General features: G+C 64.2%; 26 protein-coding genes, 1 tRNA gene and 2 riboswitches. Of the genes, 19 read left to right on the top strand and 8 right to left on the bottom strand.

Annotated features, from left to right (window positions below):
* Nucleotides 1-36: 36 nt before the first annotated feature.
* The gene (locus UP09_RS26510; RefSeq protein ID WP_044541284.1) at nucleotides 37-1,170 is read right to left on the bottom strand and encodes a hypothetical protein; all 1,134 of its coding nucleotides are present in this window, start codon (nucleotides 1,168-1,170) and stop codon (nucleotides 37-39) included.
* 247 nt (nucleotides 1,171-1,417) lie between these two features.
* On the opposite strand from UP09_RS26510, the gene UP09_RS26505 reads away from it, so the two are divergent.
* Complete coding sequence (locus UP09_RS26505) at nucleotides 1,418-1,663, top strand: zinc-finger domain-containing protein (protein ID WP_044541387.1); 246 nt, start codon at nucleotides 1,418-1,420, stop codon at nucleotides 1,661-1,663.
* A 7-nt stretch (nucleotides 1,664-1,670) separates the two neighbouring features.
* Nucleotides 1,671-2,873 carry an FAD-dependent monooxygenase gene (locus UP09_RS26500; RefSeq protein WP_044541283.1) on the top strand — a complete coding sequence of 401 codons (1,203 nt, stop codon included), beginning with the start codon at nucleotides 1,671-1,673 and terminating at the stop codon, nucleotides 2,871-2,873.
* Nucleotides 2,874-2,903: 30 nt separating this feature from the next.
* On the opposite strand, the gene UP09_RS26495 is transcribed toward UP09_RS26500, so the two are convergent.
* Nucleotides 2,904-3,338 (bottom strand): hypothetical protein, encoded by a 435-nt coding sequence (locus UP09_RS26495; RefSeq protein ID WP_044541282.1) that lies wholly within the window; start codon nucleotides 3,336-3,338, stop codon nucleotides 2,904-2,906.
* A 225-nt stretch (nucleotides 3,339-3,563) separates the two neighbouring features.
* Between UP09_RS26495 and UP09_RS26490 the strand changes: the two genes are divergently transcribed.
* Nucleotides 3,564-3,650 (top strand) — tRNA-Leu (locus tag UP09_RS26490).
* Nucleotides 3,651-3,773: 123 nt separating this feature from the next.
* On the opposite strand, the gene UP09_RS26485 is transcribed toward UP09_RS26490, so the two are convergent.
* Nucleotides 3,774-4,058, bottom strand: a complete 285-nt coding sequence (locus tag UP09_RS26485; RefSeq protein ID WP_044541281.1) for a PilZ domain-containing protein — start codon at nucleotides 4,056-4,058, stop codon at nucleotides 3,774-3,776.
* 323 nt (nucleotides 4,059-4,381) lie between these two features.
* Here UP09_RS26485 and UP09_RS37775 point away from each other — a divergent pair, with 323 nt between their 5' ends.
* Both UP09_RS37775 and UP09_RS26480 read left to right on the top strand, forming a co-directional pair.
* Entirely contained in the window at nucleotides 4,382-4,555 is a 174-nt protein-coding gene (locus tag UP09_RS37775) for a hypothetical protein (RefSeq protein ID WP_156164791.1), read from the top strand.
* A 35-nt stretch (nucleotides 4,556-4,590) separates the two neighbouring features.
* A complete protein-coding gene (locus UP09_RS26480) occupies nucleotides 4,591-4,851 on the top strand; it encodes a hypothetical protein (protein ID WP_044541280.1) in 261 nt (86 codons plus the stop codon).
* 113 nt (nucleotides 4,852-4,964) lie between these two features.
* Here the strand turns inward: UP09_RS26480 and UP09_RS26475 are convergent, their stop codons facing one another.
* On the bottom strand, nucleotides 4,965-6,584 hold the full coding sequence (locus UP09_RS26475; protein ID WP_082070297.1) for an ABC transporter substrate-binding protein: 1,620 nt from the start codon (nucleotides 6,582-6,584) through the stop codon (nucleotides 4,965-4,967).
* A gap of 254 nt (nucleotides 6,585-6,838) precedes the next feature.
* Between UP09_RS26475 and UP09_RS26470 the strand changes: the two genes are divergently transcribed.
* From UP09_RS26470 to UP09_RS26415, 12 genes are all read left to right on the top strand, one after another.
* The gene (locus UP09_RS26470; protein ID WP_044541279.1) at nucleotides 6,839-7,969 is read left to right on the top strand and encodes a M20/M25/M40 family metallo-hydrolase; all 1,131 of its coding nucleotides are present in this window, start codon (nucleotides 6,839-6,841) and stop codon (nucleotides 7,967-7,969) included.
* Nucleotides 7,970-8,060: 91 nt separating this feature from the next.
* A riboswitch (glycine riboswitch) is annotated at nucleotides 8,061-8,167 on the top strand.
* A gap of 3 nt (nucleotides 8,168-8,170) precedes the next feature.
* Nucleotides 8,171-8,285, top strand: a riboswitch (glycine riboswitch).
* 66 nt (nucleotides 8,286-8,351) lie between these two features.
* Entirely contained in the window at nucleotides 8,352-9,659 is a 1,308-nt protein-coding gene (locus UP09_RS26465) for a D-amino acid dehydrogenase (RefSeq protein WP_044541278.1), read from the top strand.
* A gap of 214 nt (nucleotides 9,660-9,873) precedes the next feature.
* Nucleotides 9,874-11,172 carry an ArgE/DapE family deacylase gene (locus UP09_RS26460; RefSeq protein ID WP_044541277.1) on the top strand — a complete coding sequence of 433 codons (1,299 nt, stop codon included), beginning with the start codon at nucleotides 9,874-9,876 and terminating at the stop codon, nucleotides 11,170-11,172.
* A gap of 323 nt (nucleotides 11,173-11,495) precedes the next feature.
* A complete protein-coding gene (locus UP09_RS26455; RefSeq protein ID WP_044541276.1) occupies nucleotides 11,496-12,437 on the top strand; it encodes an ABC transporter permease in 942 nt (313 codons plus the stop codon).
* Nucleotides 12,438-12,440: 3 nt separating this feature from the next.
* Complete coding sequence (locus UP09_RS26450; RefSeq protein ID WP_044541275.1) at nucleotides 12,441-13,328, top strand: ABC transporter permease; 888 nt, start codon at nucleotides 12,441-12,443, stop codon at nucleotides 13,326-13,328.
* A 14-nt stretch (nucleotides 13,329-13,342) separates the two neighbouring features.
* The gene (locus tag UP09_RS26445; protein ID WP_044541385.1) at nucleotides 13,343-14,992 is read left to right on the top strand and encodes an ABC transporter ATP-binding protein; all 1,650 of its coding nucleotides are present in this window, start codon (nucleotides 13,343-13,345) and stop codon (nucleotides 14,990-14,992) included.
* A gap of 141 nt (nucleotides 14,993-15,133) precedes the next feature.
* The gene (locus UP09_RS26440; protein ID WP_044541274.1) at nucleotides 15,134-16,654 is read left to right on the top strand and encodes a M81 family metallopeptidase; all 1,521 of its coding nucleotides are present in this window, start codon (nucleotides 15,134-15,136) and stop codon (nucleotides 16,652-16,654) included.
* A gap of 5 nt (nucleotides 16,655-16,659) precedes the next feature.
* The gene (locus UP09_RS26435) at nucleotides 16,660-17,832 is read left to right on the top strand and encodes a M20 aminoacylase family protein (protein WP_044541273.1); all 1,173 of its coding nucleotides are present in this window, start codon (nucleotides 16,660-16,662) and stop codon (nucleotides 17,830-17,832) included.
* Nucleotides 17,825-19,243, top strand: coding sequence for an amidase (locus tag UP09_RS26430; protein ID WP_044541272.1), 1,419 nt, complete (start codon nucleotides 17,825-17,827; stop codon nucleotides 19,241-19,243). Before UP09_RS26435 ends, UP09_RS26430 begins: the two co-directional genes overlap by 8 nt.
* A gap of 134 nt (nucleotides 19,244-19,377) precedes the next feature.
* A complete protein-coding gene (locus UP09_RS26425; RefSeq protein ID WP_044541384.1) occupies nucleotides 19,378-20,268 on the top strand; it encodes a crotonase/enoyl-CoA hydratase family protein in 891 nt (296 codons plus the stop codon).
* Nucleotides 20,265-20,948 carry an esterase/lipase family protein gene (locus UP09_RS26420; RefSeq protein WP_044541271.1) on the top strand — a complete coding sequence of 228 codons (684 nt, stop codon included), beginning with the start codon at nucleotides 20,265-20,267 and terminating at the stop codon, nucleotides 20,946-20,948. Before UP09_RS26425 ends, UP09_RS26420 begins: the two co-directional genes overlap by 4 nt.
* Before the next feature lie 15 nt (nucleotides 20,949-20,963).
* Nucleotides 20,964-21,194: a DUF6434 domain-containing protein gene (locus tag UP09_RS26415; RefSeq protein WP_044541270.1), complete on the top strand. Its 231-nt coding sequence runs from the start codon at nucleotides 20,964-20,966 to the stop codon at nucleotides 21,192-21,194.
* An 18-nt stretch (nucleotides 21,195-21,212) separates the two neighbouring features.
* Here UP09_RS26415 and UP09_RS26410 read toward each other — a convergent pair whose 3' ends face one another.
* The 3 genes from UP09_RS26410 to UP09_RS26400 all read right to left on the bottom strand — a co-directional run bounded on the left by UP09_RS26410 (nucleotide 21,213) and on the right by UP09_RS26400 (nucleotide 23,638).
* Nucleotides 21,213-22,187, bottom strand: a complete 975-nt coding sequence (locus tag UP09_RS26410) for an NADPH:quinone oxidoreductase family protein (protein ID WP_044541269.1) — start codon at nucleotides 22,185-22,187, stop codon at nucleotides 21,213-21,215.
* Entirely contained in the window at nucleotides 22,187-22,798 is a 612-nt protein-coding gene (locus UP09_RS26405; RefSeq protein ID WP_044541268.1) for a 2-hydroxychromene-2-carboxylate isomerase, read from the bottom strand. The genes UP09_RS26410 and UP09_RS26405 overlap by 1 nt, the downstream gene beginning before the upstream one ends.
* A gap of 135 nt (nucleotides 22,799-22,933) precedes the next feature.
* Entirely contained in the window at nucleotides 22,934-23,638 is a 705-nt protein-coding gene (locus UP09_RS26400; RefSeq protein WP_044541267.1) for a glutathione S-transferase N-terminal domain-containing protein, read from the bottom strand.
* Nucleotides 23,639-23,738: 100 nt separating this feature from the next.
* Between UP09_RS26400 and UP09_RS26395 the strand changes: the two genes are divergently transcribed.
* Together UP09_RS26395 and UP09_RS26390 are read left to right on the top strand one after the other, a co-directional pair.
* Nucleotides 23,739-24,761 (top strand): methionine synthase, encoded by a 1,023-nt coding sequence (locus UP09_RS26395; RefSeq protein ID WP_044541266.1) that lies wholly within the window; start codon nucleotides 23,739-23,741, stop codon nucleotides 24,759-24,761.
* Entirely contained in the window at nucleotides 24,762-24,992 is a 231-nt protein-coding gene (locus UP09_RS26390; protein ID WP_052833220.1) for a hypothetical protein, read from the top strand.
* 12 nt (nucleotides 24,993-25,004) lie between these two features.
* Here UP09_RS26390 and UP09_RS38195 read toward each other — a convergent pair.
* Nucleotides 25,005-25,548: hypothetical protein (locus tag UP09_RS38195; RefSeq protein WP_044541265.1), on the bottom strand; the 544-nt coding region annotated here is incomplete at its 5' end.

The raw sequence follows: 25,548 nt of genomic DNA, 5'->3' as shown, positions 1-25,548 counted from the left end.
GAGATTTGGATTGGCGATCGAAAGGCGATCGCAAGCTTAGCCCTGCCCGGCAGGACCTGCCAGCGCAACCTCGGCCGCCATTTGCCGCTTCAGGCGTCGTGCCTTGCTTCGCGCGAGCCATGATGTGGTGGCCCGCTCGGCGGTCGCCTTGATCGATGACAGGAAGCCGAACAACGTGAGCAACGCGCCGAACAGCCATAGCGACAGGTTGAACGCCCCGGCCGCAAGCAACAGCGCGCCGCGGCCGAGCAGCTTCAGAATCGCGCGGGTCTGACCACCCTTCGCCTCCGCGATCCGGGCGGCGCGCGCAATCTCTTTCGGATTCTCCGCGACCTTCAGCGTATCCCGGGCGGCGCGAATACCGGCTGCCTCGCCAACGCGTCCGACGTCCTTGGCGACGCGAACCAGCGCACCGGCCTTGTCGGCACGGAACGCGGCGCGGATCGCACTTGCAGTCTCCGCCGGCCGAAACACCGAGCCGGCTGCAACAGCCTCTTGCAGGACGGGTCCGTCGACCACATCGCGCGTCGAGCGGCCGGCCCATTCGATCAGCCCTTCGCTGAGCCGTCCCGCCTTGCGCGTATCCTTGACCAGCGTCAGTCCGGCGCGCAGCGGCCCGGTGCTGCCGACCGAGACATAGGTCGCCGCGGTTATCGCGAGCCCCGCAGCCGCAAGTCCGAGCACCAGACGGTCGGTCTCCTCGCCCATCGCCAGGTGCTTGCCCTCGCGTACGACGTCCCTGACGTCACCGAACACGAACAGATCACCGGCAACCGTGCCCGACAGGCTGGCGACGTCGTCGGCATTGCCGGTCACCAGGCCGGTTGCGAAGCCTTTGGCAAAATGTGCGGTGGACGCCTGCTCGGTGACCGCGTCGTTGACGCGCTTTGCGAGGTCGTCACTGAGCGCGATGTCCCTCGCATGCGCGAGCGCCACAAAACTCTCCGCAAGATCGGCGTCACCAGAGGCAAGCGCCGCCTCGATATTGTCAGGTAGCAACGCAGGGTTGCTTCGCAGGACCGAATTCAGCCTGATATCGGCGAGATCAGCCGGATCGTCCCGCGCCGCCAGCACAATGCCGGCATCACGGGCGTGCGGCCAAACAGCCCCAGCCACGGCAGCGCTTGCTGCCATGCTGGCCACCGCGAGGCTGAGACGCACCCGGTTCATTCCGCGAAAACTCCAGTCTAATTCGCCCTTTTAATTTCACCTTGGAAATAGTGTGCCGTTTTTGAGACACAACGGCTGCGACCAAAGGAGGGCTTCTCTGGGACGACAACATTGTGTCGAATTTGCATGAGCAAATGCGCGGTCGGGGCTACTTGGAATCAATGGTTCCCGCCAGTATGGTGCGCGGCATTTCGCGATGCCGCGCTGCTGAATGCGTCCGCCCGTCGTTGCCATCCAAGGTGAGAATATGTCCGACCACGTCGTCCCGCACTTCCACAACGATGCCGGTGTCTCGGTGATCGAGATCGGCTCGCAGGAGTTCATGTGCGTGGGCGCCAACCCGCCGTTCGACCATCCGCACGTGTTCCTCGACCTTGGCAATGACAACGAAATCATCTGCCCGTATTGCTCGACGCTCTATCGCTTCGCGCCCGACCTCGGCGCCGGCGAGGCGCGCCCGCCGGAATGCGTCCTGAAAGACAAGGTCGCCTGACCGCTCCGTGGCGCTGACGCGAACCGTCGTCGTTGCGGGCGCCGGGATCGGAGGGCTGACCGCGTCGCTGGCGCTGGCAGCGCAAGGCTTTCGCGTCGTGGTGCTGGAGAAGGCCGAGCGGCTCGAGGAAGCCGGCGCCGGGATCCAGCTCTCCCCCAATGCCAGCCGGATCCTGGTCGAACTCGGCCTGAAGCCGCGGCTTGCGCCGCGGGCGGTGACGCCTGACTCCGTCAACATCATCAGCGCGCGGGCCGGCGGCGAGATCGCACGGATGCCGCTCGGCGAGGCCGCTGCGTTTCGGGCCGGTGCGCCCTATTGGGTGATCCACCGCGCCGACCTGCAGGCCGCGCTGCAGGCCGAGGTCAACGACCATCCCGACATCGATCTGCGCCTCGGCTGCCAGTTCGAGGACGTGGCCAAGCACGCCAAGGGGCTCACCGTGGTCCAGCGCCGCGGCACCACGCGGCAGCAGGAACTGGCGGTGGCGCTGATCGGCGCCGACGGCATCTGGTCGTCGGTGCGCGGGCACCTGTTCCCGGACGTGCAGCCGCAATTCTCCGGCCTGATCGCCTGGCGCGGCACGCTCGAGGCCAACGCGTTGCCGCGCGAATACACCGCGCCGCGGGTGCAGCTGTGGATGGGCCCGAATGCGCATCTGGTGGCCTACCCGATCTCGGCCGGGCGCCAGATCAACGTGGTCGCGATCGTACCCGGCACCTGGAACAGGCCGGGCTGGAGCGCGCCCGGCGACGCCAACGAGATCAAGGCCGCATTCGCGACGCCGAGTTGGCCCGCGACGGCGCGGATGCTGATCGGCGCGGTCGACGGCTGGCGCAAATGGGCGCTGTTCACCCTGCCCGATATCGGCGACTGGAACGCAGGCTCAGTCGCGCTGCTCGGCGATGCCGCGCATGCGATGCTGCCATTTGCCGCGCAGGGCGCCGGCATGGCGATCGAGGATGCGGCCGTGCTCGCAAAGGCCCTGAGTGACAGCACCGGCGAGAACACTGCCGGGATTCCCGCCGCGCTGAAGCGCTACACGCGGATGCGTCGCGCGCGCGTGCTGAAGGTGCAGCGCATGGCGCGGCAGCAGGGCCGCATCTACCACCTGACCGGACCGGCCGCGATCGCGCGCGATCTTGCCATCCGCGCGATCGGACCGCAACGCATGCTGGCGCGACAGGACTGGATCTACGACTGGCGGGTGTGAGCGCTTTGCGCCAGATAGCGCAACCGATCTTTAGTGAATCAGGGATCGCGGCTGCCGCGAGTCCTTCGGGCTGGGTGTGGGTGTGGCCGCCGGCACCGGGGCGGCGCTGGCCGGCGGCGTTTCATGGCACTTGTTGCGGCGCCAGGCTTCGTCCGCGAGCTTCTGCTGGGAACGGATCGAAATCAGCTCGTTGCGATAGGCCAGTTCGGAGACCACGGCGCCGCCGACGCCGGTTTGGGCCTTTGCCATCAAGCCCTCCTGTTCCGCGGCGCGGTTGGTGAGGCTCTTGCGCTCGGTCTCGATCTGCTTGCAATCGTAGAGCTCGTATTTGGCGGGATCGGAGAATGCCGACGGCACGCTCTCGCCGATCTGCGCGCAGCCTGATGCGCCCGCCGCCAATGCGAGCAGCGCAACGCCGAGGGCCGCGCGTAACGGGTTTCGGCGGCGTAAAAAACGAGCGGACATGCGGCTTTCTTAATCGGACAGTGTTGAGATTGCCTAAAGCAGCCGCCGGTGTCCGGATTGAGGCTTGATCGCGGCGGCACGCTGCCCTTATCCACGCCCCGCGGACAAATCAAACGATATTGTGGGCCGGTGCGCTAAACCATTGAAAGCGCAATTATTCGAGCGAAATATTGAGGATTCCACTTAACGACCAAACGCGCTAGATATCGGCGCGCCTGGCGAGATGCGGACGTGGCGGAACTGGTAGACGCAAGGGACTTAAAATCCCTCGATGGCAACGTCGTGTGGGTTCGAGTCCCACCGCCCGCACCAGCCTTCGCTCGCTTCGCGAGCTACGGCTGGGCAAGCCTGGAGACACCTTCGTCGCGCAGCGAGCGAAGGCTGCCACGCCGAAGCCCGACGGGCGCAGGCGAGCTCTCTGCGATAGCGACCTCTTCACTCGAACGTCAGTCCGAGCCGCCTCTCCTTTTTCCACACGATCCTGCACGGCCGCCGCTCGCCGTCGACGGCGAGGACGAAGCGGTCGGGAAACCACAAGGGAGAGTTGACCTCGATGGCGGCCCCCGAGGCCGAGAGGCTGCGGACCGTGCAGGGAATCGCTTCACTGCCGAACTCGATCGCTCCTGCCTTGAGGACCCGACGGCGCGGCGCCACCCGGTGCTCGTCGGTTGACGGCCGAGGCACGCCGATCGGCACGGGCTTGAAATCGTCGTCTGCCATAGAATCGTCGCGGTGCGCACGGACGCGGGCGGTTAAATTACGGCGCAAACCTGACCCGGAACTTACAATATACCCGCGACCTCTACCTGCGGCAAACGATCCCAGTCGAGGTTGCATGCCAGCCGTTTGCGCGAGGGATGCCGACAGCATAGTCCTCCCGCGCGCCAATCGCGGGCCCTCAATCACCGCCTCGTGTTGTCAGGTTGTGGCGTGGTTCACAGGCCGCGGCGGCCTCTCATCCTAATATCAGCACGCCGGAAGCTACGGCCGCATATTGCGCGGCTGCCACATCCCAGTCCCTGTTTTCACTTGGAGATGAGACCATGGCAATGACCGACCGAACCCAGATCGCGCGCAGCGACGCGCCTGATCACGATGCACTGATCGTGGTTGGCTACCTGATCGTCTCGATGATCTTGATGCTTGCACTGTATTGGGCGGCGATGTCGCCAGGCACTGCATCCGGCGATATCGCGTCGATGATCGTATTTCCGTAAGCCTCATTCCATCCAAGCAACGCACGGAGATCGTCATGAGCGATTACGGCGACGACGCAGGCCACTGCAGCAACGGATTGAACGCGCAGAAATTCCGCGATGCCACGCCGGAGGAGCGCACGACCTATCGGAGATGGATCCGCGGAACGGTTGTCGTGTACGCTGTCCTGGTGCTGGCGGCCGGCACGCTAGCCCTGATCAGCACCGCGCGCGTCGGTCCCGTCGAACTCAGCAGCCTGTCGACCCACGGCGCGGCCAGATCGACGGATGACAATTGGGCAAAGTCACACTTCTAGGCAAGGCAGACCTGTAGGCAAGGTAGACCTGCCGAATGCTCGCACGCATGCATAAAAATGGCCGGGACTGAGCCCGGCCATTTTCGCGTTGAGAACAGAGGTTCGCCGCTGCCTTACTCCGACTTGTCGATATTCCAGAAGATCGGCGTGGCCGGACCATCGAGCACGCCGGTCAGCGACTTCCGCCAAACGCTCGGTCCCTGATACTGGCCGAGCGGGACATAGATCACCTGATCGTAGGCTTCCTTCTGGATTTCGGTCGCGATCTTCTTCTGCTCGTCGAGCGACGTCGCATGAACGAAGGTATTCTTCAGCTCTTCGATCTTGGGGTCTTCCGCCCAGCCGAACCAGCCGCCATTCTTGCCCTGGCCGCCGATCGAGAGGTTGGTGATCGGGTTGGAGACGTCGGCGCTCACCCAGTTGGTGAAGAACATGTTCCAACCGCCGTCCTTCGGCGGCTTCTGGCTGGCGCGCCGGCTCACGACAGTCTGCCAATCGGTTGCCTGCAGGTCGACCTTGAAGCCGGCATCGCGCAGCTGCTGGGCAACGACGACCGGCTGCGCCTTCAGCGTGGTGACGTCGCCGGGCGCCATGATGACGACGGGCGTGCCATCGTAGCCGGACTCAGCGAGCGCCTTCTTGGCCGCGGCCATGTCGCCGCCCTTCAACAAGGTCTCTCCGCCGGCATCTGTCGCGAACGGCGTGTCGCAGATGAAGAAGGCGACGCAGACCTTGTAATATTTGGGATTGCCGACCAGCGCGTCGAGCACGTCCTTCTGGTTGATCGCCAGCAGCGCCGCGCGGCGAACCTTGATGTTGTCGAACGGCGGATAGAGGAAGTTCATGCGGCCGAGCGTCTGGAAGCCGAACTTGTTCAGCGTCTCGACCTTCAGGTCCTTGTCGCCTTCGAGGGTCGGCAACATGTCGAACGACGGATTCTCCAGGAAATCGATATCGCCGGACTGCAACGCATTCAGCGCGGTCTGCGCGTCGGCCATCGTGACCCATTCGACGCGATCGACCTTCACGACCTTGCCGCCCGCGGTCCAGCTCGCCGGCTCCTTGCGCGGCACATAATCCTTGTTCTTTTCATAGACCGCCTTCACGCCGGGCTGGAATTCGGCCTGTACGAACTTGAACGGGCCGGACCCGATCTGCTCCGGGATCGGCTTGTCCGGCGGCGTCTCGGCAAGACGCTTCGGCATCATGAAGGCCACGCGCGACGACGGCTTGCCGATCGAATCAAGCACCAGGCCGTAGGGCTCCTTCAGCTTCAGCGTGATGGTCTTGGCGTCGGTGGCCTCGATGCTGGCGGTGAAATCCATCAGCTTCTGGCCCATGCCGTCGACCTTGGCCCAGCGCTTGAGCGAGGCGACGCAATCCTCCGCCGTGACCGGCGTGCCGTCATGCCACTTCAGGCCGTCACGCAGCGTGAAGGTGTAGGTGAGCTTGTCGTCGGAGACTTTCCAGTCCGCCATCTGCGGCTGGATCTTGAAGTTGGCATCGGTCGCGATCAGCGTGTCATAGATCATGTAGCCGTGATCACGCGTGATGTAGGCGGTGGTCAGGATCGGATCGATGATACGCAGATCCGAATGCATCACCGCGGTGATGGTCTTGCCTGCGGCCAGCGCCTGCGGGACAAAAGATAATTCCTGCGGCGCAAACGACAGCGCGAGCGCCGACAACGCGGCCGCTATCGTGTGTTGCTTCCAACGCGACTTCTGGAACATTCAATCTCTCCTGACGTGAAACTGGTCAAAGCCGGCTTATTCGTTATGCATGCGGTTCGTTATTTGGGCGGACTAACATGCTCTACGGCTTGTGAAATCGAGACTTGCATCAAGCATGATGCGCGTCAATCCGGATTTGGTCGAGATCGGACGTATACAAATGAATGAGCCGGCACGACGCATTTGACTTTACAAAATCGCTGCCGCCGACTTTCGTAGGGCGCGCGATGCGAACAAACCAAGAGAGAAAATCCATGAACCCAGCCAATCTTCCCTTTGATTCCGAAGCGATGCTCCAGGGCCTGCGCGGCTGGGTGGAATGCGAAAGCCCGACCTGGGACGCGGTCGCCGTCGAGCGGATGCTCGGCCTCGCCGCGCGCGAGATGGCGATCATGGGCGCGACGATTGAGCGCATCGCTGGGCGCCAAGGTTTCGCCGGCTGCGTCCGCGCCCGCTTTCCCCACCCGAAGCAAGGCCAGCCCGGCATCCTGATCGCCGGACATCTGGACACCGTGCATCCGGTCGGCACCATCGAGAAGCTCACATGGCGGCGCGAGGGCAACAAATGTTTCGGCCCCGGCATCTTCGACATGAAGGGCGGCAACTATCTCTCGCTCGAAGCGATCCGGCAACTGGCGCGCGCGTCCTTCACGACGCCGCTGCCGATCACCGTGCTGTTTACGCCCGACGAGGAAGTCGGCACGCCGTCGACCCGCGACATCATCGAGGCGGAAGCCGCGCGCAACAAATACGTCCTGGTGCCGGAGCCTGGCCGGCTGAACAACGGCGTCGTCACCGGACGCTACGCGATCGCGCGCTTCAATCTTGAAGCAACCGGCAAGCCGAGCCATGCCGGCGCGACGCTATCGTCCGGCCGCTCCGCGATTCGCGAGATGGCACGGCAAATCGTCGCGATCGACGGTATGACCACGGAGGATTGCACGTTCTCGGTCGGCATCGTCCATGGCGGCCAATGGGTCAATTGCGTTGCCACAACCTGCACCGGCGAAGCGCTCAGCATGGCCAAGCGCCAGGCCGATCTCGACCGTGGCGTCGAGCGGATGCTGGCGCTGTCGGGCACGGCCAACGACGTGACGTTCAAGGTGACGCGCGGCGTCACCCGCCCGGTCTGGGAGCCTGATGCCGGCACCATGGCGCTGTATGAAAAGGCAAAAGGCCTCGCCAGCGAGATGGGCCTCGATCTGCCGCATGGCAGCGCCGGCGGTGGCTCCGACGGCAACTTCACCGGCGCGATGGGCATCCCCACCCTCGATGGGCTCGGGGTTCGCGGCGCTGACGCGCACACGCTCAATGAACATATCGAGGTCGACAGCCTCGCCGAGCGCGGCCGCCTGATGGCGGGACTGCTGGCGACCTTGAACTGACATCGATTTGCACTGCACAACGCGTTGGCACAGCCGGTCGAAATTTAGCCTTGTCCAATTTTGAGGCTTACCATAGGGTCCGGCCGTCCAACGCGATGATGCGGGAGAGACTGAAGCAAGAGCATTCGTGCTTTTGAGTTCGGCGCCGACGGAGCAACCGCCCCGGAAACTCTCAGGCAAAAGAACCGTGTCGTCAGGACGATCTGGAGAGAGGCGACACGGCCATACATCGTAGGCCGTGACGTCCACCGAAGGGGATAATTCGTTGTCGGGCCTCGGCCCGATGCGGATCAAGCTCTCAGGTACCGTGACAGATGGGGCGCCGCCACCGGTTTTCACCGGCGGATTGGCGACTCTAACGCACGGGAGCTAAGAGACCATCATGCCTCACATTGCCATTATCGGCGCCGGTATCACCGGCGCGACGACGGCCTATGCCCTGCTCGAACGCGGCTATCAGGTGACTGTCCTCGACAGGCATCGCTACGCCGGGATGGAGACCTCGTTCGCCAATGGCGGGCAACTCTCCGCCAGCAACGCCGAAGTCTGGAACAGCGCCGCAACCATCCTCAAGGGGTTGCGCTGGATGCTCAGGAGCGACGCGCCGCTGTTGATGAATCCGAAGCCGAGCTGGCACAAATATTCCTGGATCGGCGAGTTCGTCGGCAATATCGGCCGCTATCGCGCCAACACCATCGAGACCACGCGGCTCGCCATCGAAGCGCGGCAGCATCTGTTTTCCATTGCCGAGCGCGAGAACATCGCCTTCGATCTCGAGCGCCGCGGCATTCTCCATATCTATCAAAACAAGGCCGGCTTCGACGCGGGCCTGCGCGTCAACACGCTGCTCCAGCAAGGCGGCCTCGACCGCCGGCCGGTGACCCCGGACGAAATCCGCACCATCGAACCCGCACTGCAATCAACCAGCTATGGCGGCTTCTTCACACCGTCGGACGCCACCGGCGATATCCACAAGTTCACGCGCGGGCTGGCTGACGCCTGTGTCCGCCGCGGCGCAACCTTCATCCACGAAGCCGATGTCGATGCGATCTCCCGCACCGGCGAGGGCTTCCGTATCGGCTGGAACGACACCGCATCGCAGGATGCCGCGGCACCGACACGACACGACCTGCAGGTGGACGGCATCGTCATCTGCGCCGGCGTCGCGAGCCGCCACTTCGCCGCGATGCTCAATGAGCGCGTGAACGTCTATCCGGTGAAGGGTTATTCGATCACCGTGCAGCTCGATGCGCCGCAAAGCCGGGAGGCTGCGCCGACCGTCAGCCTGCTCGATGAGGCCGCCAAGATCGTCACCAGCCGGCTCGGCGCCGACCGCTTCCGCGTCGCCGGCACGGCCGAATTCAACGGCTTCAACCGCGATATTCGCGCCGACCGTATCCAGCCGCTGGTGGACTGGGTGCGACATCATTTCCCAGCGGTCGACACGTCGAAGGTCACGCCATGGGCGGGACTGCGCCCGATGATGCCGAACATGATGCCGGTGGCGCGCGCCGGACGGATTCGGGGCGTGTTCTACAACACCGGTCACGGCCATCTCGGCTGGACCCTGTCGGCCGCAACGGCGCAGATAATCGCCGAGGCCATTGATGGCTGGCGCGACCTCAGCGCGCCCTCAATGGTGCCGTCGCAGGTCGATACGACTGAGACCACCCACGCTGCTTTCCTCTAATTATCCGGCCAACGGAGAAGAATATGAGCGTACTTGGGTGTGGCCAAGTCGGAATTTGCCGAGAACCACCGCGTGACAAGGATTAGCTTTATGCTGGGGAGAAGCGAGCCATCTCAGGAGCGGACAATGCGCATTGCGCTGGCGCACGCGCATGACATGGCTGTCCATACAGAGATCGCCAAGCTTCCGTACAGGGCTCCAGAAAAGGCAAGACATGACAACTGAGACGTTGACCAAGTCGGATCAGATTGCCGGAGAACTGTGTGCGGCCGTCGACCGAAACTTCGACGATCAGATCGCGTTCCTGTCACGCATGGTGCAGTTCCGCAGCTTGCGCGGACAGGAAGCGCCGCAACAGCGATGGCTGGCCGAGCAATTCGCAAAACGCGGTTACGACGTCGATACGTTCAGCCTCGCCGACGTCAACCTGATGAGCCATCCGAAGGCGGCGCCGATGGACGGCATCGATCTTGCCGGATCGCAGCAGGTTGTCGCCACGACCGGCAGCAAAGGCAGCGGGCGCAGCCTGATCTTGCAAGGTCATATCGATGTGGTGCCGGAAGGCCCCGCCGACCTTTGGGACCAGCCGCCGTTCGCCGCCGACGTGCGCGACGGCTGGATGTTCGGGCGCGGCGCGCAGGACATGAAAGCCGGTGTCTCGGCCATGATCTTCGCGCTCGATGCGATCAGAGGCGCCGGATATGCGCCGAACGGGCGCGTCCATCTGCAGACCGTGACCGAGGAGGAGAGTACCGGCAACGGCGCATTGTCGACCCTGATGCGCGGCTATCGCGCCGATGCCTGCCTGATTCCCGAACCTACCGGACACACAATCACGCGCGCCCAGGTCGGCGCCATCTGGTTTCGCCTGCGCGTGCGCGGAACGCCGGTGCATGTCGCCTATTCAGAGGCCGGCACCAGCGCCATCCTGTCGGCCATGCATCTGGTGCGCGCGTTCCAGGATTACACCAAAACGCTCAATGCCCGGGCGCTCGACAACAGCCGGTTCCGTGGCGTCAAAAATCCGATCAAGTTCAACGTCGGCATCATCAAGGGCGGCGACTGGGCAAGCTCGACCGCGGCCTGGTGCGAACTCGATTGCCGGCTCGGTCTCCTGCCGGGCGAGACGCCGCGAGAGGCGATGCGTGGCATCGAGGAATGCCTGGTCGAGGCGCACAAGGCCGACGACTTCCTGTCCGACAATCCGGCCGAGCTCGTGTGGAGTGGTTTTCAGGCAGACCCAGCCGTGTGCGAGCCCGGAAGCGAGGCGGAAGCGGCTCTGTCCGCCGCCCATCAATCCGTCTTCCGGGCTCCGATGCAGGAGCGCCTGTCCACGGCCGTCAACGACACGCGTTACTATTGCGTCGACTACGGCATCCCTGCACTTTGTTATGGTCCTTACGGGATCGGCCCGCATGCGTTCAACGAACGTGTCGAGCTCGACAGCCTTCGCAAGACAACGCAGAGCATCGCGCTGTTCGTCGCCAACTGGTGCGGCGTGATGAGAATGTGAACGGACCTATCGTTTCAGGTCGATGGTCCAATACAGGATGTGCAATGCGAGAGCGCAGCTTCAGATCAGAGGGAGAACACGATTAGCACCCGTCGAGACGGCCTGGGTACGGGCGCCACCTCGCCCTCGCCGGGTTTCAAGCGGCCTGAACCGCACCTTGATATAACGCCGCCATTGGCACAGTATTTGCCTGCAAATTCATCACTTCCGCGCTCGGCTCCAGCGCAACGACGCAGAAGCGCATGACACACATCACGGGGACACCATGAGTATGATGCGGCCCAGCCTTCGCTTCGCAGCGTCTGTCGACAGGAGATAGCTCGATGCTCGGCTATCTCATTCGCCGTATTCTCGCTGCCATTCCCGTGATGGGCGTGGTGGCGCTGTTCGTGTTCCTCCTGTTGCGGCTGACGCCAGGCGATCCCGCCGCGATCCTCGCCGGTGACAATGCAACGCCCGAGCAACTCGAGCGTATCAGGACCTCGCTCGGGCTGAACGAGCCGATCTATGTCCAGTTCTACACCTGGGTCGCCAAACTGCTGCATGGCGATCTCGGCGTCTCGCTGATATCAAACGTGCCAGTGCTGAAGATGATCAGCCAGCGCGTCGAGCCCTCGATCTCGGTCGCGCTGACCACCATGGTGCTCTCGATCCTGGTCGCGGTGCCGCTTGGCGTGATCGCGGCATGGAAGCACGGCACCTGGATCGACCGCTTCGTGATGGGTCTGTCGGTGCTCGGCTTCTCCGTGCCGGTGTTCGTGATCGGCTACGTGCTGATCCAGGTCTTTGCGATCGATCTGCGCTGGGTGCCGGTACAGGGCTTCAAGAGCATCTCGGCCGGCTTCGGCCCGTTCTTCGAGCGCATCATCCTGCCGACCTGCACGCTCTCCTTCATCTATGTCGCGCTGATCGCGCGCATGACGCGAGCCTCGATGCTCGACGTGCTGGGCGAAGACTATGTGCGCACTGCCCGCGCCAAGGGCATCGGCGAGTCCGGCGTGCTGCTGCGCCACGCGCTGCGCAACGCGGCGGTGCCGGTCATCACCGTGATCGGCTCCGGCTTCGCGCTGCTGATCTCCGGCGTCGTCGTCACCGAGAGCGTGTTCAATTTGCCCGGCATCGGCCGCCTCACCGTCGACGCGGTGCTGGCGCGCGATTATCCCGTGATCCAGGCGATGATCCTGCTGACATCAGGTATCTATGTCGCGGTCAATCTCTTGATCGACCTCTCCTACGTCCTGCTCGATCCTCGTATCCGGTACTGATTGATGGCGATCGAAACCCTCCCCGAGTCCTCGATTCCGGTCACCCGTCCGTTCCGGGTGAAATTCGGTTTCCTCACGGCAACGCCGATCATCGCGGTTGCGACGGTCTGCCTCACCCTCGTCATCCTGATGGCGATCTTCGCGCCGCTGCTGGCACCGCACGATCCGCTGCTGCTAGCGCCGGCGCAGCGGCTGAAGCCCTCAAGCGCGCAATTCCTGCTCGGCACCGACGCCTATGGCCGCGACGTGCTGTCGCGCATCATCTACGGCGCGCGGATTTCGCTCCTGATCGGGCTCGGCAGCGCCGTCTGCTCGGTCGGCGTCGGACTCCTGATCGGCCTCGTCGCCGGTTTCTTCAGATGGGTCGACGCCGTGATGATGCGCGTGATGGACGGCTTGATGGCGATTCCCGCTGTCCTGCTTGCGATCGCCGTGGTGTCGCTGTCGGGTGCCAGCATCTGGACCGTGATGATCGCGATCACGATCCCCGAAATCCCGCGCGTGGCGCGGCTGGTGCGCTCGGTGGTGCTGACTGCGCGCGAGGAACCCTATGTCGAGGCCGCGATCTCGGTCGGCTCCAGCCTGCCCAAGATCATGTGGCGGCATCTGATGCCGAACACGATCGCGCCCCTGATCGTGCAGGGCACCTATGTTTGCGCGTCGGCGATCCTCACCGAGGCGATCCTGTCGTTCCTCGGCGCCGGCATTTCGCCGGAAACGCCGACCTGGGGCAACATCATGGCCGAAGGCCGCTCCTATTTTCAGATCAAGCCGTCGCTGATCTTCTGGCCAGGGCTACTGCTCTCGATCGCCATCCTCAGCATCAACCTGATCGGCGACGCCGCTCGCGACGCGCTCGATCCCCGTATGAAACAGCGTGAGGGCAAGTGACCGCAGCCGATCCGATGAACAACGTCGTCCTCGACATCAACAATCTCGTCGTCGGTCTCGGCAAGAGGTCGGGCAGTCCGCGCATCATCGACGATCTCTCGGTGCAGGTGCACGAAGGCGAGACGCTGTGCCTCGTCGGTGAAAGCGGATCGGGCAAATCCGTGACCTCGCTGACGGTGATGGGCTTGCTGCAGAAGGGCATGCTGGTGCCATCAGGCGGCAGCGTCAAACTGGTCGGCGAAGAACTGTTAGAGGCCAGCGACCGGCGGCTGCGCCAGTTGCGTGCCACACGGATGGCGATGATCTTCCAGGAGCCGATGACCGCGCTCAATCCGGTGGTGCCGGTCGGCCGCCAGATCGACGAGGTGTTGCGCACCCACACCGATCTCGATGCCCGCGCACGGCGGCAGAAGATCCTGGCAATGATGGAGCACGTCCGGCTGCCGGACGTGGAGCGCATCTTCTCCTCGTTCCCGCACCGCCTCTCGGGTGGGCAGCGCCAGCGCATCATGATTGCGATGGCGCTGGTGCTGGAGCCAAAGCTCCTGATCGCGGACGAACCGACCACGGCGCTCGACGTCACCACGCAGAAACAGATTCTCGCTCTGATCCGCGATCTGCAGCGCGACCACGGCACCGCGGTGCTGTTCATCACCCACGACATGGGCGTGGTCGCCGAGATCGCCGATCGCGTCGCGGTGATGCGGCATGGCCGGCTGGTCGAGACCGGCCGGCTCGACGATATCTTGCGCACGCCCCAGATGGATTACACCCGCAACCTGTTGTCCGCGGTGCCGAGCCTCGTGCCGCGCGCGCCGCGCGCAGCGACGAGCGAGCCGGTGGTGCTGGAGGCCAACGAGCTCGGCAAGGTCTACCGGGAGCGATCCCTGTTCGGCAAAGCCCGCGAGGTCGCCGCCGCGCAGAACGTCACCCTCACCCTGCGCAAGGGCCGCACGCTCGGCATCGTCGGCGAAAGCGGCTCCGGCAAATCGACCGTGGCGCGCTGCATCGTCCGCCTGATCGACCCGACCTCCGGCGGCGTGCGGCTGGTCGGCCGCGAGATCTCCGAATTGTCGCGGCGGCTGCTGCAGCCGCATCGCAAGAAGATCCAGATCATCTTCCAGGACCCCTACCGCTCCCTCAATCCCCGCGTCACGATCGGCGAGAGCATCGCGGAAGGCCCGATCAATTACGGCACGCCGCGCAAGGACGCACTTGCCAGGGCGCGCGAGCTGCTCGAGCTGGTCCACCTGCCGCCCGACGCCATCTCGCGCTTTCCGCACCAGTTCTCCGGCGGCCAACGCCAGCGCATCGCGATCGCCCGCGCCCTGGCGCTCGATCCGGACGTGCTGGTCGCGGACGAAGCGGTGTCCGCGCTCGACGTGTCGGTGCAGGCACAGGTGCTGGACCTGCTCGACGAAATCCAGAAGCGGCTCGGCATCGCGCTCTTGTTCATCACCCACGATCTGCGCGTCGCCGCGCAAATCTGCGACGAGGTCGTCGTGATGCAGCATGGCCGTGTCGTGGAACAGGGACCGGCGGCCGAGGTGCTGACCAATCCACAACAGGCCTACACCCGCGCACTTCTCGAAGCGGCCCCCGGACGCGGCTGGGACTTCGCGAATTTTCGCCCGGTTTCGCAAGGCATTGTGGCAACCGCCTAAGCCTTTAGCCTTAGCCATTCGAAGCCTTAGACCATTCGATACGCCCATGCGGCATGCAAATCCGGAAGTGCTCGATGGCTTGCGCTTGGCGCGACGACACGCTTAACGTCGCGCGCTAAGAAACACGTCGAGACCGACTTGATGACCCGCATCGCCGTTGGCGGCTTCCTGCACGAGACCAACACCTTCGCGCCGACGAAGGCGACCTATGACGATTTCGTGCATGGCGGCGGCTGGCCATCGATGACGCATGGCGCCGACGTGCTGAAGGTCATGCGCCGGATCAATGCCGGCCTCGCCGGTTTCGTCGAGGCCGCCGAGGCCAATGGCTGGGATCTCGTTCCGACGGTTGCGGCCGGCGCGACCCCGTCGGCGCATGTGACGAAGGACGCCTTCGAGCGGATCGTGAAGGAGATCGTCGACGGCATTGCCGCCGCCGGGCCGATCGATGCGGTCTATCTCGACCTGCACGGCGCGATGGTGACGGAGCACTTCAACGATGGCGAAGGCGAAATCCTCGCCCGCGTGCGCAAGGTGATCGGCAACGACGTTCCGCTGGTCGCAAGCCTCGACCTGCATGCCAATGTCTCGCCCGAGATGATCGCGCATGCCGATGCGCTGATTGCCTATCGGACCTATCCGCATGTCGACATGGCCGACACCGGCCGCGCCTGCGCGAGGCATCTGGCGTTGTTGCTGAAGACCAGGCAGCGCCTGGCAAAAGCCTTCCGGCAACTGCCGTTCCTGATCCCGATCAGCTGGCAATGCACCAACGACCAGCCAGCCAAGGAGATCTACCAGAAGCTTGCGGCGCTCGAGAGCGACGCGGTACCGACGCTTTCGTTTGCGTTCGGATTCCCGGCCGCCGATTTCCGGGATTGCGGGCCGAGCGTGTTCGCCTACGGCCGCACCCAGGCCGATGCTGATACCGCCGCCGACAAGGTCGTCGCGCTGGTCGAAAGCCATGAAGACGATTTCGATGGCCGGATTTATTCGCCCGACGAGGGCGTGCGGCTGGCGATGGAGCTGGCGAAATCGGCGACGAAGCCGGTCGTCATCGCCGACACCCAGGACAATCCCGGCGCCGGCGGCACGTCCGACACCACGGGCATGCTGCGGGCACTGGTGCGCAACAAGGCCAGCGCAGCCACCGGCGTGATCTTCGATCCGCAATCGGCGAAGGCGGCGCATGTGGCCGGCGTCGGCGCCACCGTCACGCTCGACCTCGGCGGCAAGTCCGGCATTGCCGGCGACGCGCCGTACCGGGAAACCTTCGTCGTCGAACAGCTTTCGGACGGCAAGTTCCTTGCGCCGGGTCCGTTTTACGGCGGGCGCGACATGGACATGGGGCCATCAGCCTGCCTGCGCATCGGCGATGTGCGCGTCGTCGTCGGCTCCTACAAGGCCCAGCTCGCCGATCAGGCGATGTATCGTTACGTCGGCATCGAGCCCACGACTGAGAAAATCCTCGTCAACAAGAGTTCGGTGCATTTCCGCGCCGATTTCGAGCCGATCGCGGCAAAGCTCCTGATCTGTGCCGCACCCGGCGCGATGCCGGCGGATACCGCCTCGCTGCCGTGGAAACATTTGCGGCCCGGCATCCGTATAAAGCCCAACGGCCCCGTATTCACGCCCACCTCCCCATCACGCACAAACGGATAGAGACCATGCCAACCATTGACCGCATCGACGGCTTTGCTGACGAACTCACCGCCATCAGACGGGACCTGCATGCGCATCCGGAGATCGGGTTTGAGGAGGTTCGTACCTCGGGCATCGTCGCCGACAAGCTGACGAGCTGGGGCATCGAGGTGCATCGCGGTCTCGGCCGCACCGGCGTGGTCGGCGTTCTGAAGGGCCAGGGCAACGGCACCAAGCGGATCGGCCTGCGCGCCGACATGGACGCGCTGCCGATGGAGGAGAACACCAATCTGAAGTGGCGTTCGACCATTCCGGGCCGCTTCCATGGCTGTGGCCATGACGGCCACACCACAATGTTGCTCGGCACCGCGCGCTATCTCGCCGAGACGCGCAACTTCGACGGCACCGTGCATTTCATCTTCCAGCCGGCCGAGGAAGGCCTCGGCGGCGCGCGCGAGATGATCAAGGACGGCCTGTTCGAGAAATTCCCCTGCGATGAGGTCTATGGCCTGCACAATGCCCCCGACCTCAATCACGGCGAGATCGCGATCCTGCCCGGCCCGGCGATGGCCGCCGCCGACTTCTTCGATATCAAGATTCACGGCTATGGCGCGCATGGCGCGATGCCGGAGCGCTCCAAGGACGCGGTTGTGATCGCGACCACCGTCGCCCAAGCACTGCAGACCATCGTCAGCCGCAACGTCGATCCGCTGCAGGCGGCGGTGCTGTCAATCACGCAGATCCACTCCGGCTCGGCCTATAACGTCATTCCCGGCGAAGCCTGGCTGTGCGGCACCGTGCGCACCTTCTCAGACGATATCCGCAAGCTGATCGCCAAGCGGATGCGTACAGTCTGCGCCGGCATCGCCGCGACCTTCGACGTCGAGATCGAGGTCGACATCCGCGATACGTTCAGCGTGCTGGTGAACCAGGAAGAGCAGTCCCGCGTGGTCGAGGAAGTCGCGCGCACCGTCGTCGATCCCGCCAAGGTGATGACCCGCACCACCCCGAAGATGGGCAGCGAGGATTTTGCGGACATGATGCAGGCGATTCCCGGCGCCTATTTCTGGGTCGGTCATGACGGCTCGGTTCCCGTGCACAATCCCGGTTACGTTCTCGACGACAAGATCCTGCCGATCGGCGCCAGCATGTTCGCCCGCATCATCGAGAAACGTATGCCGGTGGGTGCCCATGCATAAACCGAAACGGGACACCATTACCTCGCTGCACGATCTCTCCGCCGTCGACCTGCTCGCCGGCTATCGAGCCAAGCAGTTCTCGCCATCGGAAGTCCTGGAAGAGGTCATCGCCCATGTTGCGGCGTGGGAGCCGCACATCAAGGCGCTGTATCTCTACGACCCCGACGGGGCGCGCAAGGTCGCCAAGGCCTCGACCGAGCGCTGGCAGCAAAGCGAGCCGGTGGGGACGCTCGACGGCGTTCCCGTCACCATCAAGGACAACGTCGCGACCAAGGACCAGCCGGTGCCACTGGGCGCGGCGAGCGTCACACTCGCGCCGGCGGCGAAGGACGCACCACCCGCCGCGCGGTTGCGCGAAGCCGGCAGCGTGATCTTCTCCAAGACCACGATGCCGGACTACGGCATGCTGTCGTCGGGGCTATCGTCGTTCCACGCGCTCGCGCGCAATCCCTGGGATGTCAGCAAGAACCCCGGCGGATCGAGTTCCGGCGCGGGCGCTGCCGGCGCGGCCGGCTACGGCCCGCTGCATCTCGGCACCGATATCGGCGGCTCGGTGCGGCTGCCGGCCTGCTGGTGCGGCCTCGTTGCGTTGAAGCCGAGTCTCGGCCGCGTTCCGATCGAGCCGGCCTATGTCGGCCGTGTCGCCGGCCCGATGACCCGCACGATCGACGACGCCGCGCTGATGATGAGCGTGCTGTCGCGTCCCGACCGCCGCGACGGCATGAGCCTGCCCGCGATCGAGGTCAACTGGAAGGCGCTGGAGAAGTCGCCGCGCAAGTTGCGCATCGGCCTGATGCTCGATGCTGGCGCCGGCCAGAAACTCGAGAAGGACGTGCGCGACGTCGTGGTCAAGGCGGCGAAGGCGTTCGAATCCGCAGGCGCTGTCATCACCGAGACCGACGGCATCCTGACCCAGGAGATGCTGGAGGGTCTCGACAATTTCTGGCGCGCCCGAATGTGGGACGATCTCTCGAAGCTGCCGGCTGCGACCCGCGAAAAGACCTTGCCCTATATCCTCAAATGGGGCGAATCCGGTGCGAAGCTGTCGGGCGTCGACGTCGTGCGTGGCTTTAACGTGACGATGGCGCTCCGTGCGGCGGCGGCAAAACTGTTCTGCGAGTTCGACTATGTGATCTCGCCGGTGTCGCCGGTGGTGAATTTCCCGGCGGAGTTCGCCTCACCCCTCAATGACCCGGCAAAGCCGTTCGAGCACATCGGCTTTACCGTGCCGTGGAATATGTCGGAGAACCCGGCGCTTTCGATCAATGGTGGCTATGACAAACGCGGATTTCCGATCGGCGTGCAGATCGTCGGCCGCCGCTTCGACGACATCGGCGTGCTCGGCATGGGCAAGGCGTTCGAAGGCCTGCGCGGTGCGCAGAAGCCCTGGCCGGCGCCGCCGAAGAAGTAGCGCCTCAACGCAAGTCGGATGCGCGGGACCGCTCCGCGCATCCGACTTCTTCCCAAGGGATGCATTGCCGGGTTATCTGGATGAAGATGCGCGTCGCGCTCTTCAGACAAGAAACCCGAGAGGAAATCATCCCCATGGCGTATGAGACGATCAAGTACGAGGTCGCCGAGCAGATCCTCACCATCACGCTGAACCGGCCCGACAAGCTCAACGCCTTCAACGCCACGATGCAGCAGGAGCTGATCGCCGCGTTCGACGTGGCCGACAAGGACGACGATGTCAGGGCGATCATCGTCACCGGCGCAGGCCGCGGCTTCTGCGCCGGCGCCGATCTGTCGTCGGGCGCCAACACCTTCGATCGCGACGCGCGGCGTGGCCCGGTGAAGCGGCTCGCAGACGGCAAGGTCGACTACAGCGATCCGCAGGTGCGTGACGGCGGCGGCCAGGTGACGCTCCGCATCTTCAAATGCCTGAAGCCGGTGATCGCTGCCGTGAACGGCCCCGCGGTCGGCATCGGCGTCACCATGCAGCTTGCGATGGACATCCGCATCGCGTCCGAAGCTGCGCGCTTCGGCTTCGTGTTCTCCCAGCGCGGCATCGTGCCGGAAGCCGCCTCGAGCTGGTTCCTGCCGCGCATCGTCGGCATCTCGCAGGCGCTGGAATGGTGCTACACCGGCCGCGTCTTCCCGGCGCAGGAAGCGCTCGCCGGCCGGCTGGTCAGCAAGGTGGTGCCGCCGGATGATTTGTTGCCGACCGCACGCGCGCTCGCCAAGGAGATCGCCGCCAAGACCGCGCCGGTGTCAGTGGCGCTGATCCGCCAGATGATGTGGCGCATGATGGGGGCCGACGATCCGATGGAGGCGCACAAGGTCGACAGCCGCGGCATCTATGCTCGCGGCCGCTCCGACGACGTCAAGGAAGGCGTGGTGTCGTTCCTAGAAAAGCGCCCGGCGCAGTTCAAGAACAAGGTGTCATCAGACATGCCCGACTATTTCCCGTGGTGGCACGAGCGCGACTATCAGTGAGCGAACGGCGTCCCGCGACGTCGACACCTGACGGCGTCGTCCTGCTGCACGGCATCAGCAGGACGGCGCGCTCGTTCCGCAAGATGGAGCTGGCGCTGCAGACCAACGGTTTTGCCACGTTCAATCTCGATTACGAGAGCCGACGGAAGGCGCTCGACGCGCTGGCCGAGGATATCCATCCCGCGGTCGATCTGTTCGCGAGTGGCCTCGACGGCTCCGTCCATTTCGTCTGCCACTCCATGGGCGGGCTGCTTGCCCGCGCCTATGTTGCAAGACATCGTCCACTGCGGCTCGGCCGCGTCGTGATGCTGGGCACGCCGAACGGCGGCAGTGAGATCGCCGACCGCCTGAAGAACCTCTCGGCCTTCCGCGCCTTCTTCGGCCCCGCCGGTCAGCAGCTCGTCACCCGTCGCGACGCCGCCACCAATGCGACGTTGCCTGCGGTCGATTATCCCGTCGGTATCATCGCGGGCAACCGCTCGATTTATCCGGTGGGTGCAGCGTTGCTACCGCGGCCGCATGATGGGCGCGTGTCGGTTGCGAATACGAAACTCGACGGCATGGCCGACCACATCGTCATCGGCACCACCCATCCATGGCTCGTGCGAAACGATCTGGCAATCGAACAGACGATTGCGTTTCTAAAGGGCGGCCGGTTTGGCAGAACGAACTTGGCGTAGCCTCGGGAGGATGAAATGAAAGCATTCGATTGGCACAGCGACCCAATCACCCATCAAACCCACATTACTGAAACCTACCGCAACACCCAGAACGTAAGACGTTTCTTCACCGCCGAATGCGGCGATCACTTCAAGTTCGATCGCGCATTCATGGCGTGGCTGAAAGGCGGGAAGAAGAAGACCATGGGGGATGCCGTGAAGGAGTGGCTGCGCCGGGAGCAAGCCGGCCGCCGGTCGCAACGCTAAGAGCCGCCCGACAATCCTTCATCTCGTGATCAACGCCACGCGCCCGATCGCCCTGCGCTCGATCAACAGCCGCATTGCCTTCGCATAATCCTCCAACGGCAGGCGATGTGAGATGTTCGGCCGCACCCGGCCCTCTTCCGCCCACGCACTCAGCGCCTTGATCCTGACTTCGCCGAGCGCGGGGTTCTTCCGTACCGCCTCACCGGCGCGAACGCCGAGCACGCTGGCGCCCTTGATCATCAGGAGATTGGTCCGGGCAAGCCCGATGCCGCCGGTGAAGCCGACCACAAGGATGCGCGCGCCCCAATTGATGCAGCGCATCGAGTTCTCGAACACCTCACCGCCGACGGGATCGAACACCACATCGGCGCCGCGTCCGTCGGTGAGGCGTTTGACGACATCGCGGAACGGCTCGCGTTCGTACAGCACGAGATGGTCGGCGCCGCGCTTTTTGGCAATCGCGAGCTTCTCCTCGCTTGAGGCTGCCGCGATCACGGTAGCGCCAAGCAGCTTGCCGATCTCGACTGCGGCAAGGCCAACACCGCCGCCGGCGCCGTGGACCAGCAGCACCTCACCCGGTTTGATCTGCCCGCGGTCGATCAGCGCATGATGCGCGGTGCCGTGCGCGGCAAGGAACGTGGCACCCTCCGCATAGTCGAAGGTCGACGGCAGCGGCACGAGTTGCGACGGCACCGCCACCGTCTCGTCGCAATAGGCGCCAAAGCGCATCTTGACGATCATCTTGTCGCCGACCGCGACGCCCTTGGCATCGTTGACCTCGACGACATCGCCGGCGGCTTCCGAGCCCGGCGTGAACGGCAGCGGCGGCTTGAGCTGATACTCTCCGGCGGCCATCAGAATGTCAGGAAAGTTGATCCCGGCGGCACGGATCGCAACACGAGCCTCGCCCGGCTTCAGCGGCGCCGAGGCAAAGCTTTCCAGCTGCAAACGCTCGGGCGGCCCGAGCTCGCGGCAGACAACGGCTTTCGGCATCAGGCGGCCCGCGCCTTGAGGCGCGCCAGCGCTTCGCGGATCAGCGGCAAACGGTCGTTGCCGAAATACATGTCGGTCTTGCCAATGAAGATAGTCGGCGAGCCGAAGCCGCCGCGCGCCATCACCTCCTCGGTGTTGGCCTTGAGCTGGTCCTTGATCGCCTGCTCGCCGATGCCGGCAAGGAATTTTGCCGGATCGATGCCGACCTTGCCGCAGATCTCGCTCAGCACCGCATCCTGCGAGATATCCTTGTCGTCGCCCCAATAGGCCTCAAACGCGGCGCGCGCGAACGGCACCATGTTGTCGTTGGCGAGCCAGATGCAGCCGCGCATCGCCTTCACAGAGTTCACCGGGAACACCGTTGGCGGCATCTTGATCGCAAGTCCCGCCGAACGCGCCCAGTCGGCGAGATCCTTCTTCATGTAGCGTGCCTTCAGCGGTACCGGCGTTTCACGCTGGGCATAGACCGACGGATTGACGGTGTTGAAGATGCCGCCGACCAGGATCGGCCGCCATGCGATCTCGGCACCGAACTCCTTCGCCAATGGCTGGATGTTGTGCCAGGCGAGATAGGTCCAGGGGCTCGAACAGTCGAAGAAGAATTCGATCATGGCGTTTCCTTTGTTGTTGTTGAATTACTCTATCTTCCGTCATTGCGAGCGAAGCGAAGCAATCCATCGCGCCGCTTGGGGAAGCGTGGATTGCTTCGTCGCTAACGCTCCTCGCAATGACGACTTGGTGGTGTCTTACCGTTTCTCCACGAGTTCTCTCGCCTTCGCGCCGAACATGTTCTTGCGCGCCTCCTCATCGAACGGCTCCTTGACGAATTTTCCGATCGCCAGCCCCGCCTGCACCTGCGGGCGGGCGCGCACGGCTGCGTACCAGCGCGTGATGTTCGCGTAGTCGTCGAGCGTAAAGCCCTGCGCCTTGTGCGTCATGGTCCAGGGGAAGCAGGCGATGTCGGCAATCGAATAGTCGTCGCCGGCGATGTAGGCGCCGGTCTTGCCAAGCTGGCGGTCGAGCACGCCGTAGAGCCGCGCCGCCTCATCGCGATAGCGCTCGATCGCATAGGGAATCTTCTCCGCCGCATAGAGCGCGAAATGGCCGTGCTGGCCGAGCATCGGACCGAGGCCGCCCATCTGCCACATCACCCACTGGATGACGGTCGACCGCGCACGCAGCTGCTGCGACAAAAAGCGGCCGGTCTTGTCGGCGAGATAGATCAGGATCGCGCCGGTCTCGAACACCGAGAAGGGCCCGCCGCCATCGGCCGGCGCATGATCGACGATCGCGGGGATGCGATTGTTGGGGCTGATCGCCAGGAATTCGGGGCGGAACTGCTCGCCGGCGCGGATGTTCACCGGGATGACCTGATAGGGCAGCCCCAGCTCCTCCAGCATGATCGAGATTTTCCAGCCGTTCGGCGTCGGCGCGTAGTGCAGGTCGATCATTGGTTTCCTTGTTCCCCGTCACAAAGACTTTTGTTGTTCTGTACCTCCACCATAAGACATGGCAGACAGGCGCTCAATCCGAACCGACCGGGAGGCTCCCATGCTATTTCCAACCACGATCGCAGGCTCCCTGCCCAAGCCCGAATGGCTGGCCGAGCCGAACGTCCTGTGGGCGCCCTGGAAGTTGCAAGGCGCCGAACTCGCCCGCGCCAAGCGCGACGCCACCATGCTGGCGGTCAAGCTCCAGGAGGATGCCGGCGTCGACATCGTCACCGAGGGCGAGCAGGCGCGGCAGCATTTCGTGCACGGCTTCCTGGAGAAGATCGAGGGCATCGATTTCGCCCACAAGGTCGAGATCGCCATCCGCAAGGACCGCTACAAAGCGATGGTCCCGCAGGTGGTCGCGCCGCTCAGGCTCAAGGGCCGAGTCCACGACGGCGAAGCCCGGGTCGCCCGCGCGCACACGAAGAACAAATTGAAGTTCACCCTGCCCGGCCCGATGACCATCATCGACACCATCGCCGATCAATATTACGGCGACCGCGTCAAGATGGCGTTCGCCTTTGCCGAGCTGTTGAACGAGGAAGCGAAGGCGCTGCAGGCCGACGGCGTCGACATGATCCAGTTCGACGAGCCCGCCTTCAACGTCTACATGGACGAGGTCCGCGACTGGGGCATCAAGGCGCTGGAGCGCGCGGCCGAGGGCCTAACCTGCGCTACCGCGGTGCACATTTGCTACGGCTACGGCATCAAGGCCAACACAGACTGGAAGCAGACGCTCGGCGGCGAGTGGCGGCAATATGAAGACACGTTCCCCGTCATCGACAAGAGCGCGATCCAGCAGGTCGCGATCGAATGCCGCAATTCGAAGGTACCTCTCGAACTGCTGGCGCTGCTGCCGGGCAAGATCGTGCAGGCCGGCGTGATCGATGTCGCCAGCGACGAGGTCGAGACCGCGGAGGACGTCGTCAAGGTGATCGAGGCGGTGTCGAAATTCGTGCCGAAGGGCAACATCGTCGCAACAACCAATTGCGGCATGGCACCGATGCGGCGGGACATCGCGGAAGCCAAGCTGGTTGCACTCGGCGCCGGCGCAAAACTGGCACGGCAGCGGTTGGGCTAAGTGACAGCCCTTCGTATCACCGGGGTGGCAGCATTGCTCGCCGCGACGTGGCCTGCATATGGCGGCGAGCGCGACCAGCTCAATGCGTGCCGGGACATGGTCGCGCGCGCGGCGCAAGCGTCCGTGACGCAGGACACGCCTGACATCGCGCGCTGTCGCCGGATCATCAAGGAATGGACGCTGCGGGATTCCCGCATGAGCGTCGACGAGCAGGGCAAGCCGCTGCGCTGACAGCGCTCGCGACTAGCTTGTGCTCGGATGCAGCATCGGCCGATAACCCGCCTGAAACGCGCGGATCGTCGACGGCGGTGTGAGCAGCATCACCGGACCGGTAACATTGGCGCGGAGATAGCCGGCCAATGACCAGCGCAGCGTCGTGCCACCGGCGACGAGATAGCTCTCGCCGTTCGCCTGCACCATCGCGCCGTCGGGCAGCTCGTGCAGTGGTATCGATAGCGGATGCAGCCGCTTCTTGCCGTGATCGAGGCGCTCGGCGTGCAGCACCGTATCCATCGCCTTGGCGCTGAGGCCGGCGACGCCGTTGCCTTCCTCCCAGCAGCTGCGAAAACGCTTGGCGTCGTCGCGGCGGCAGAAGAAGCAGGGCCGATGGCCGGCGGCGAACGCGGTGGCTTCATCGAGGAAGAACAGTTCGGTCCAGCTCCGCCGGCTCATCACCTTGCGCCGCCATCCCCTGAACTCGCAGACGCAGGTGATCCATGCCGGTGTCGACCAGCGCTTGTTCAACAGCGTCCGTGTCGCGGGATCATGGATGATGCCGCGATTGCCG

The sequence above is a fragment of the Bradyrhizobium sp. LTSP885 genome (genome assembly GCF_000938305.1).
In the GTDB taxonomy this organism is placed as follows: domain Bacteria; phylum Pseudomonadota; class Alphaproteobacteria; order Rhizobiales; family Xanthobacteraceae; genus Bradyrhizobium.
Note: the sequence above shows the minus strand (reverse complement) of the source record. Positions and strands in the feature narration are given on the sequence as shown.

Excerpts from the sequence above, each read along its gene's own strand:
- UP09_RS26480 (WP_044541280.1), top strand. The coding sequence starts at position 4,591 with ATGAGCGATTACGGCGACGACGCAGGCCACTGCAGCAACGGATTGAAC.
- UP09_RS26435 (WP_044541273.1), top strand. The coding sequence starts at position 16,660 with ATGCCAACCATTGACCGCATCGACGGCTTTGCTGACGAACTCACCGCC.
- UP09_RS26430 (WP_044541272.1), top strand. The coding sequence starts at position 17,825 with ATGCATAAACCGAAACGGGACACCATTACCTCGCTGCACGATCTCTCC.
- UP09_RS26495 (WP_044541282.1), bottom strand. The coding sequence starts at position 3,338 with ATGTCCGCTCGTTTTTTACGCCGCCGAAACCCGTTACGCGCGGCCCTC.
- UP09_RS26425 (WP_044541384.1), top strand. The coding sequence starts at position 19,378 with ATGGCGTATGAGACGATCAAGTACGAGGTCGCCGAGCAGATCCTCACC.
- UP09_RS26465 (WP_044541278.1), top strand. The coding sequence starts at position 8,352 with ATGCCTCACATTGCCATTATCGGCGCCGGTATCACCGGCGCGACGACG.
- UP09_RS26455 (WP_044541276.1), top strand. The coding sequence starts at position 11,496 with ATGCTCGGCTATCTCATTCGCCGTATTCTCGCTGCCATTCCCGTGATG.
- UP09_RS26415 (WP_044541270.1), top strand. The coding sequence starts at position 20,964 with ATGAAAGCATTCGATTGGCACAGCGACCCAATCACCCATCAAACCCAC.
- UP09_RS26445 (WP_044541385.1), top strand. The coding sequence starts at position 13,343 with ATGAACAACGTCGTCCTCGACATCAACAATCTCGTCGTCGGTCTCGGC.
- UP09_RS26400 (WP_044541267.1), bottom strand. The coding sequence starts at position 23,638 with ATGATCGACCTGCACTACGCGCCGACGCCGAACGGCTGGAAAATCTCG.
- UP09_RS26510 (WP_044541284.1), bottom strand. The coding sequence starts at position 1,170 with ATGAACCGGGTGCGTCTCAGCCTCGCGGTGGCCAGCATGGCAGCAAGC.
- UP09_RS26460 (WP_044541277.1), top strand. The coding sequence starts at position 9,874 with ATGACAACTGAGACGTTGACCAAGTCGGATCAGATTGCCGGAGAACTG.
- UP09_RS37775 (WP_156164791.1), top strand. The coding sequence starts at position 4,382 with ATGGCAATGACCGACCGAACCCAGATCGCGCGCAGCGACGCGCCTGAT.
- UP09_RS26505 (WP_044541387.1), top strand. The coding sequence starts at position 1,418 with ATGTCCGACCACGTCGTCCCGCACTTCCACAACGATGCCGGTGTCTCG.
- UP09_RS26485 (WP_044541281.1), bottom strand. The coding sequence starts at position 4,058 with ATGGCAGACGACGATTTCAAGCCCGTGCCGATCGGCGTGCCTCGGCCG.
- UP09_RS26410 (WP_044541269.1), bottom strand. The coding sequence starts at position 22,187 with ATGCCGAAAGCCGTTGTCTGCCGCGAGCTCGGGCCGCCCGAGCGTTTG.
- UP09_RS26395 (WP_044541266.1), top strand. The coding sequence starts at position 23,739 with ATGCTATTTCCAACCACGATCGCAGGCTCCCTGCCCAAGCCCGAATGG.
- UP09_RS26440 (WP_044541274.1), top strand. The coding sequence starts at position 15,134 with ATGACCCGCATCGCCGTTGGCGGCTTCCTGCACGAGACCAACACCTTC.
- UP09_RS26470 (WP_044541279.1), top strand. The coding sequence starts at position 6,839 with ATGAACCCAGCCAATCTTCCCTTTGATTCCGAAGCGATGCTCCAGGGC.
- UP09_RS26450 (WP_044541275.1), top strand. The coding sequence starts at position 12,441 with ATGGCGATCGAAACCCTCCCCGAGTCCTCGATTCCGGTCACCCGTCCG.
- UP09_RS26405 (WP_044541268.1), bottom strand. The coding sequence starts at position 22,798 with ATGATCGAATTCTTCTTCGACTGTTCGAGCCCCTGGACCTATCTCGCC.
- UP09_RS26475 (WP_082070297.1), bottom strand. The coding sequence starts at position 6,584 with ATGTTCCAGAAGTCGCGTTGGAAGCAACACACGATAGCGGCCGCGTTG.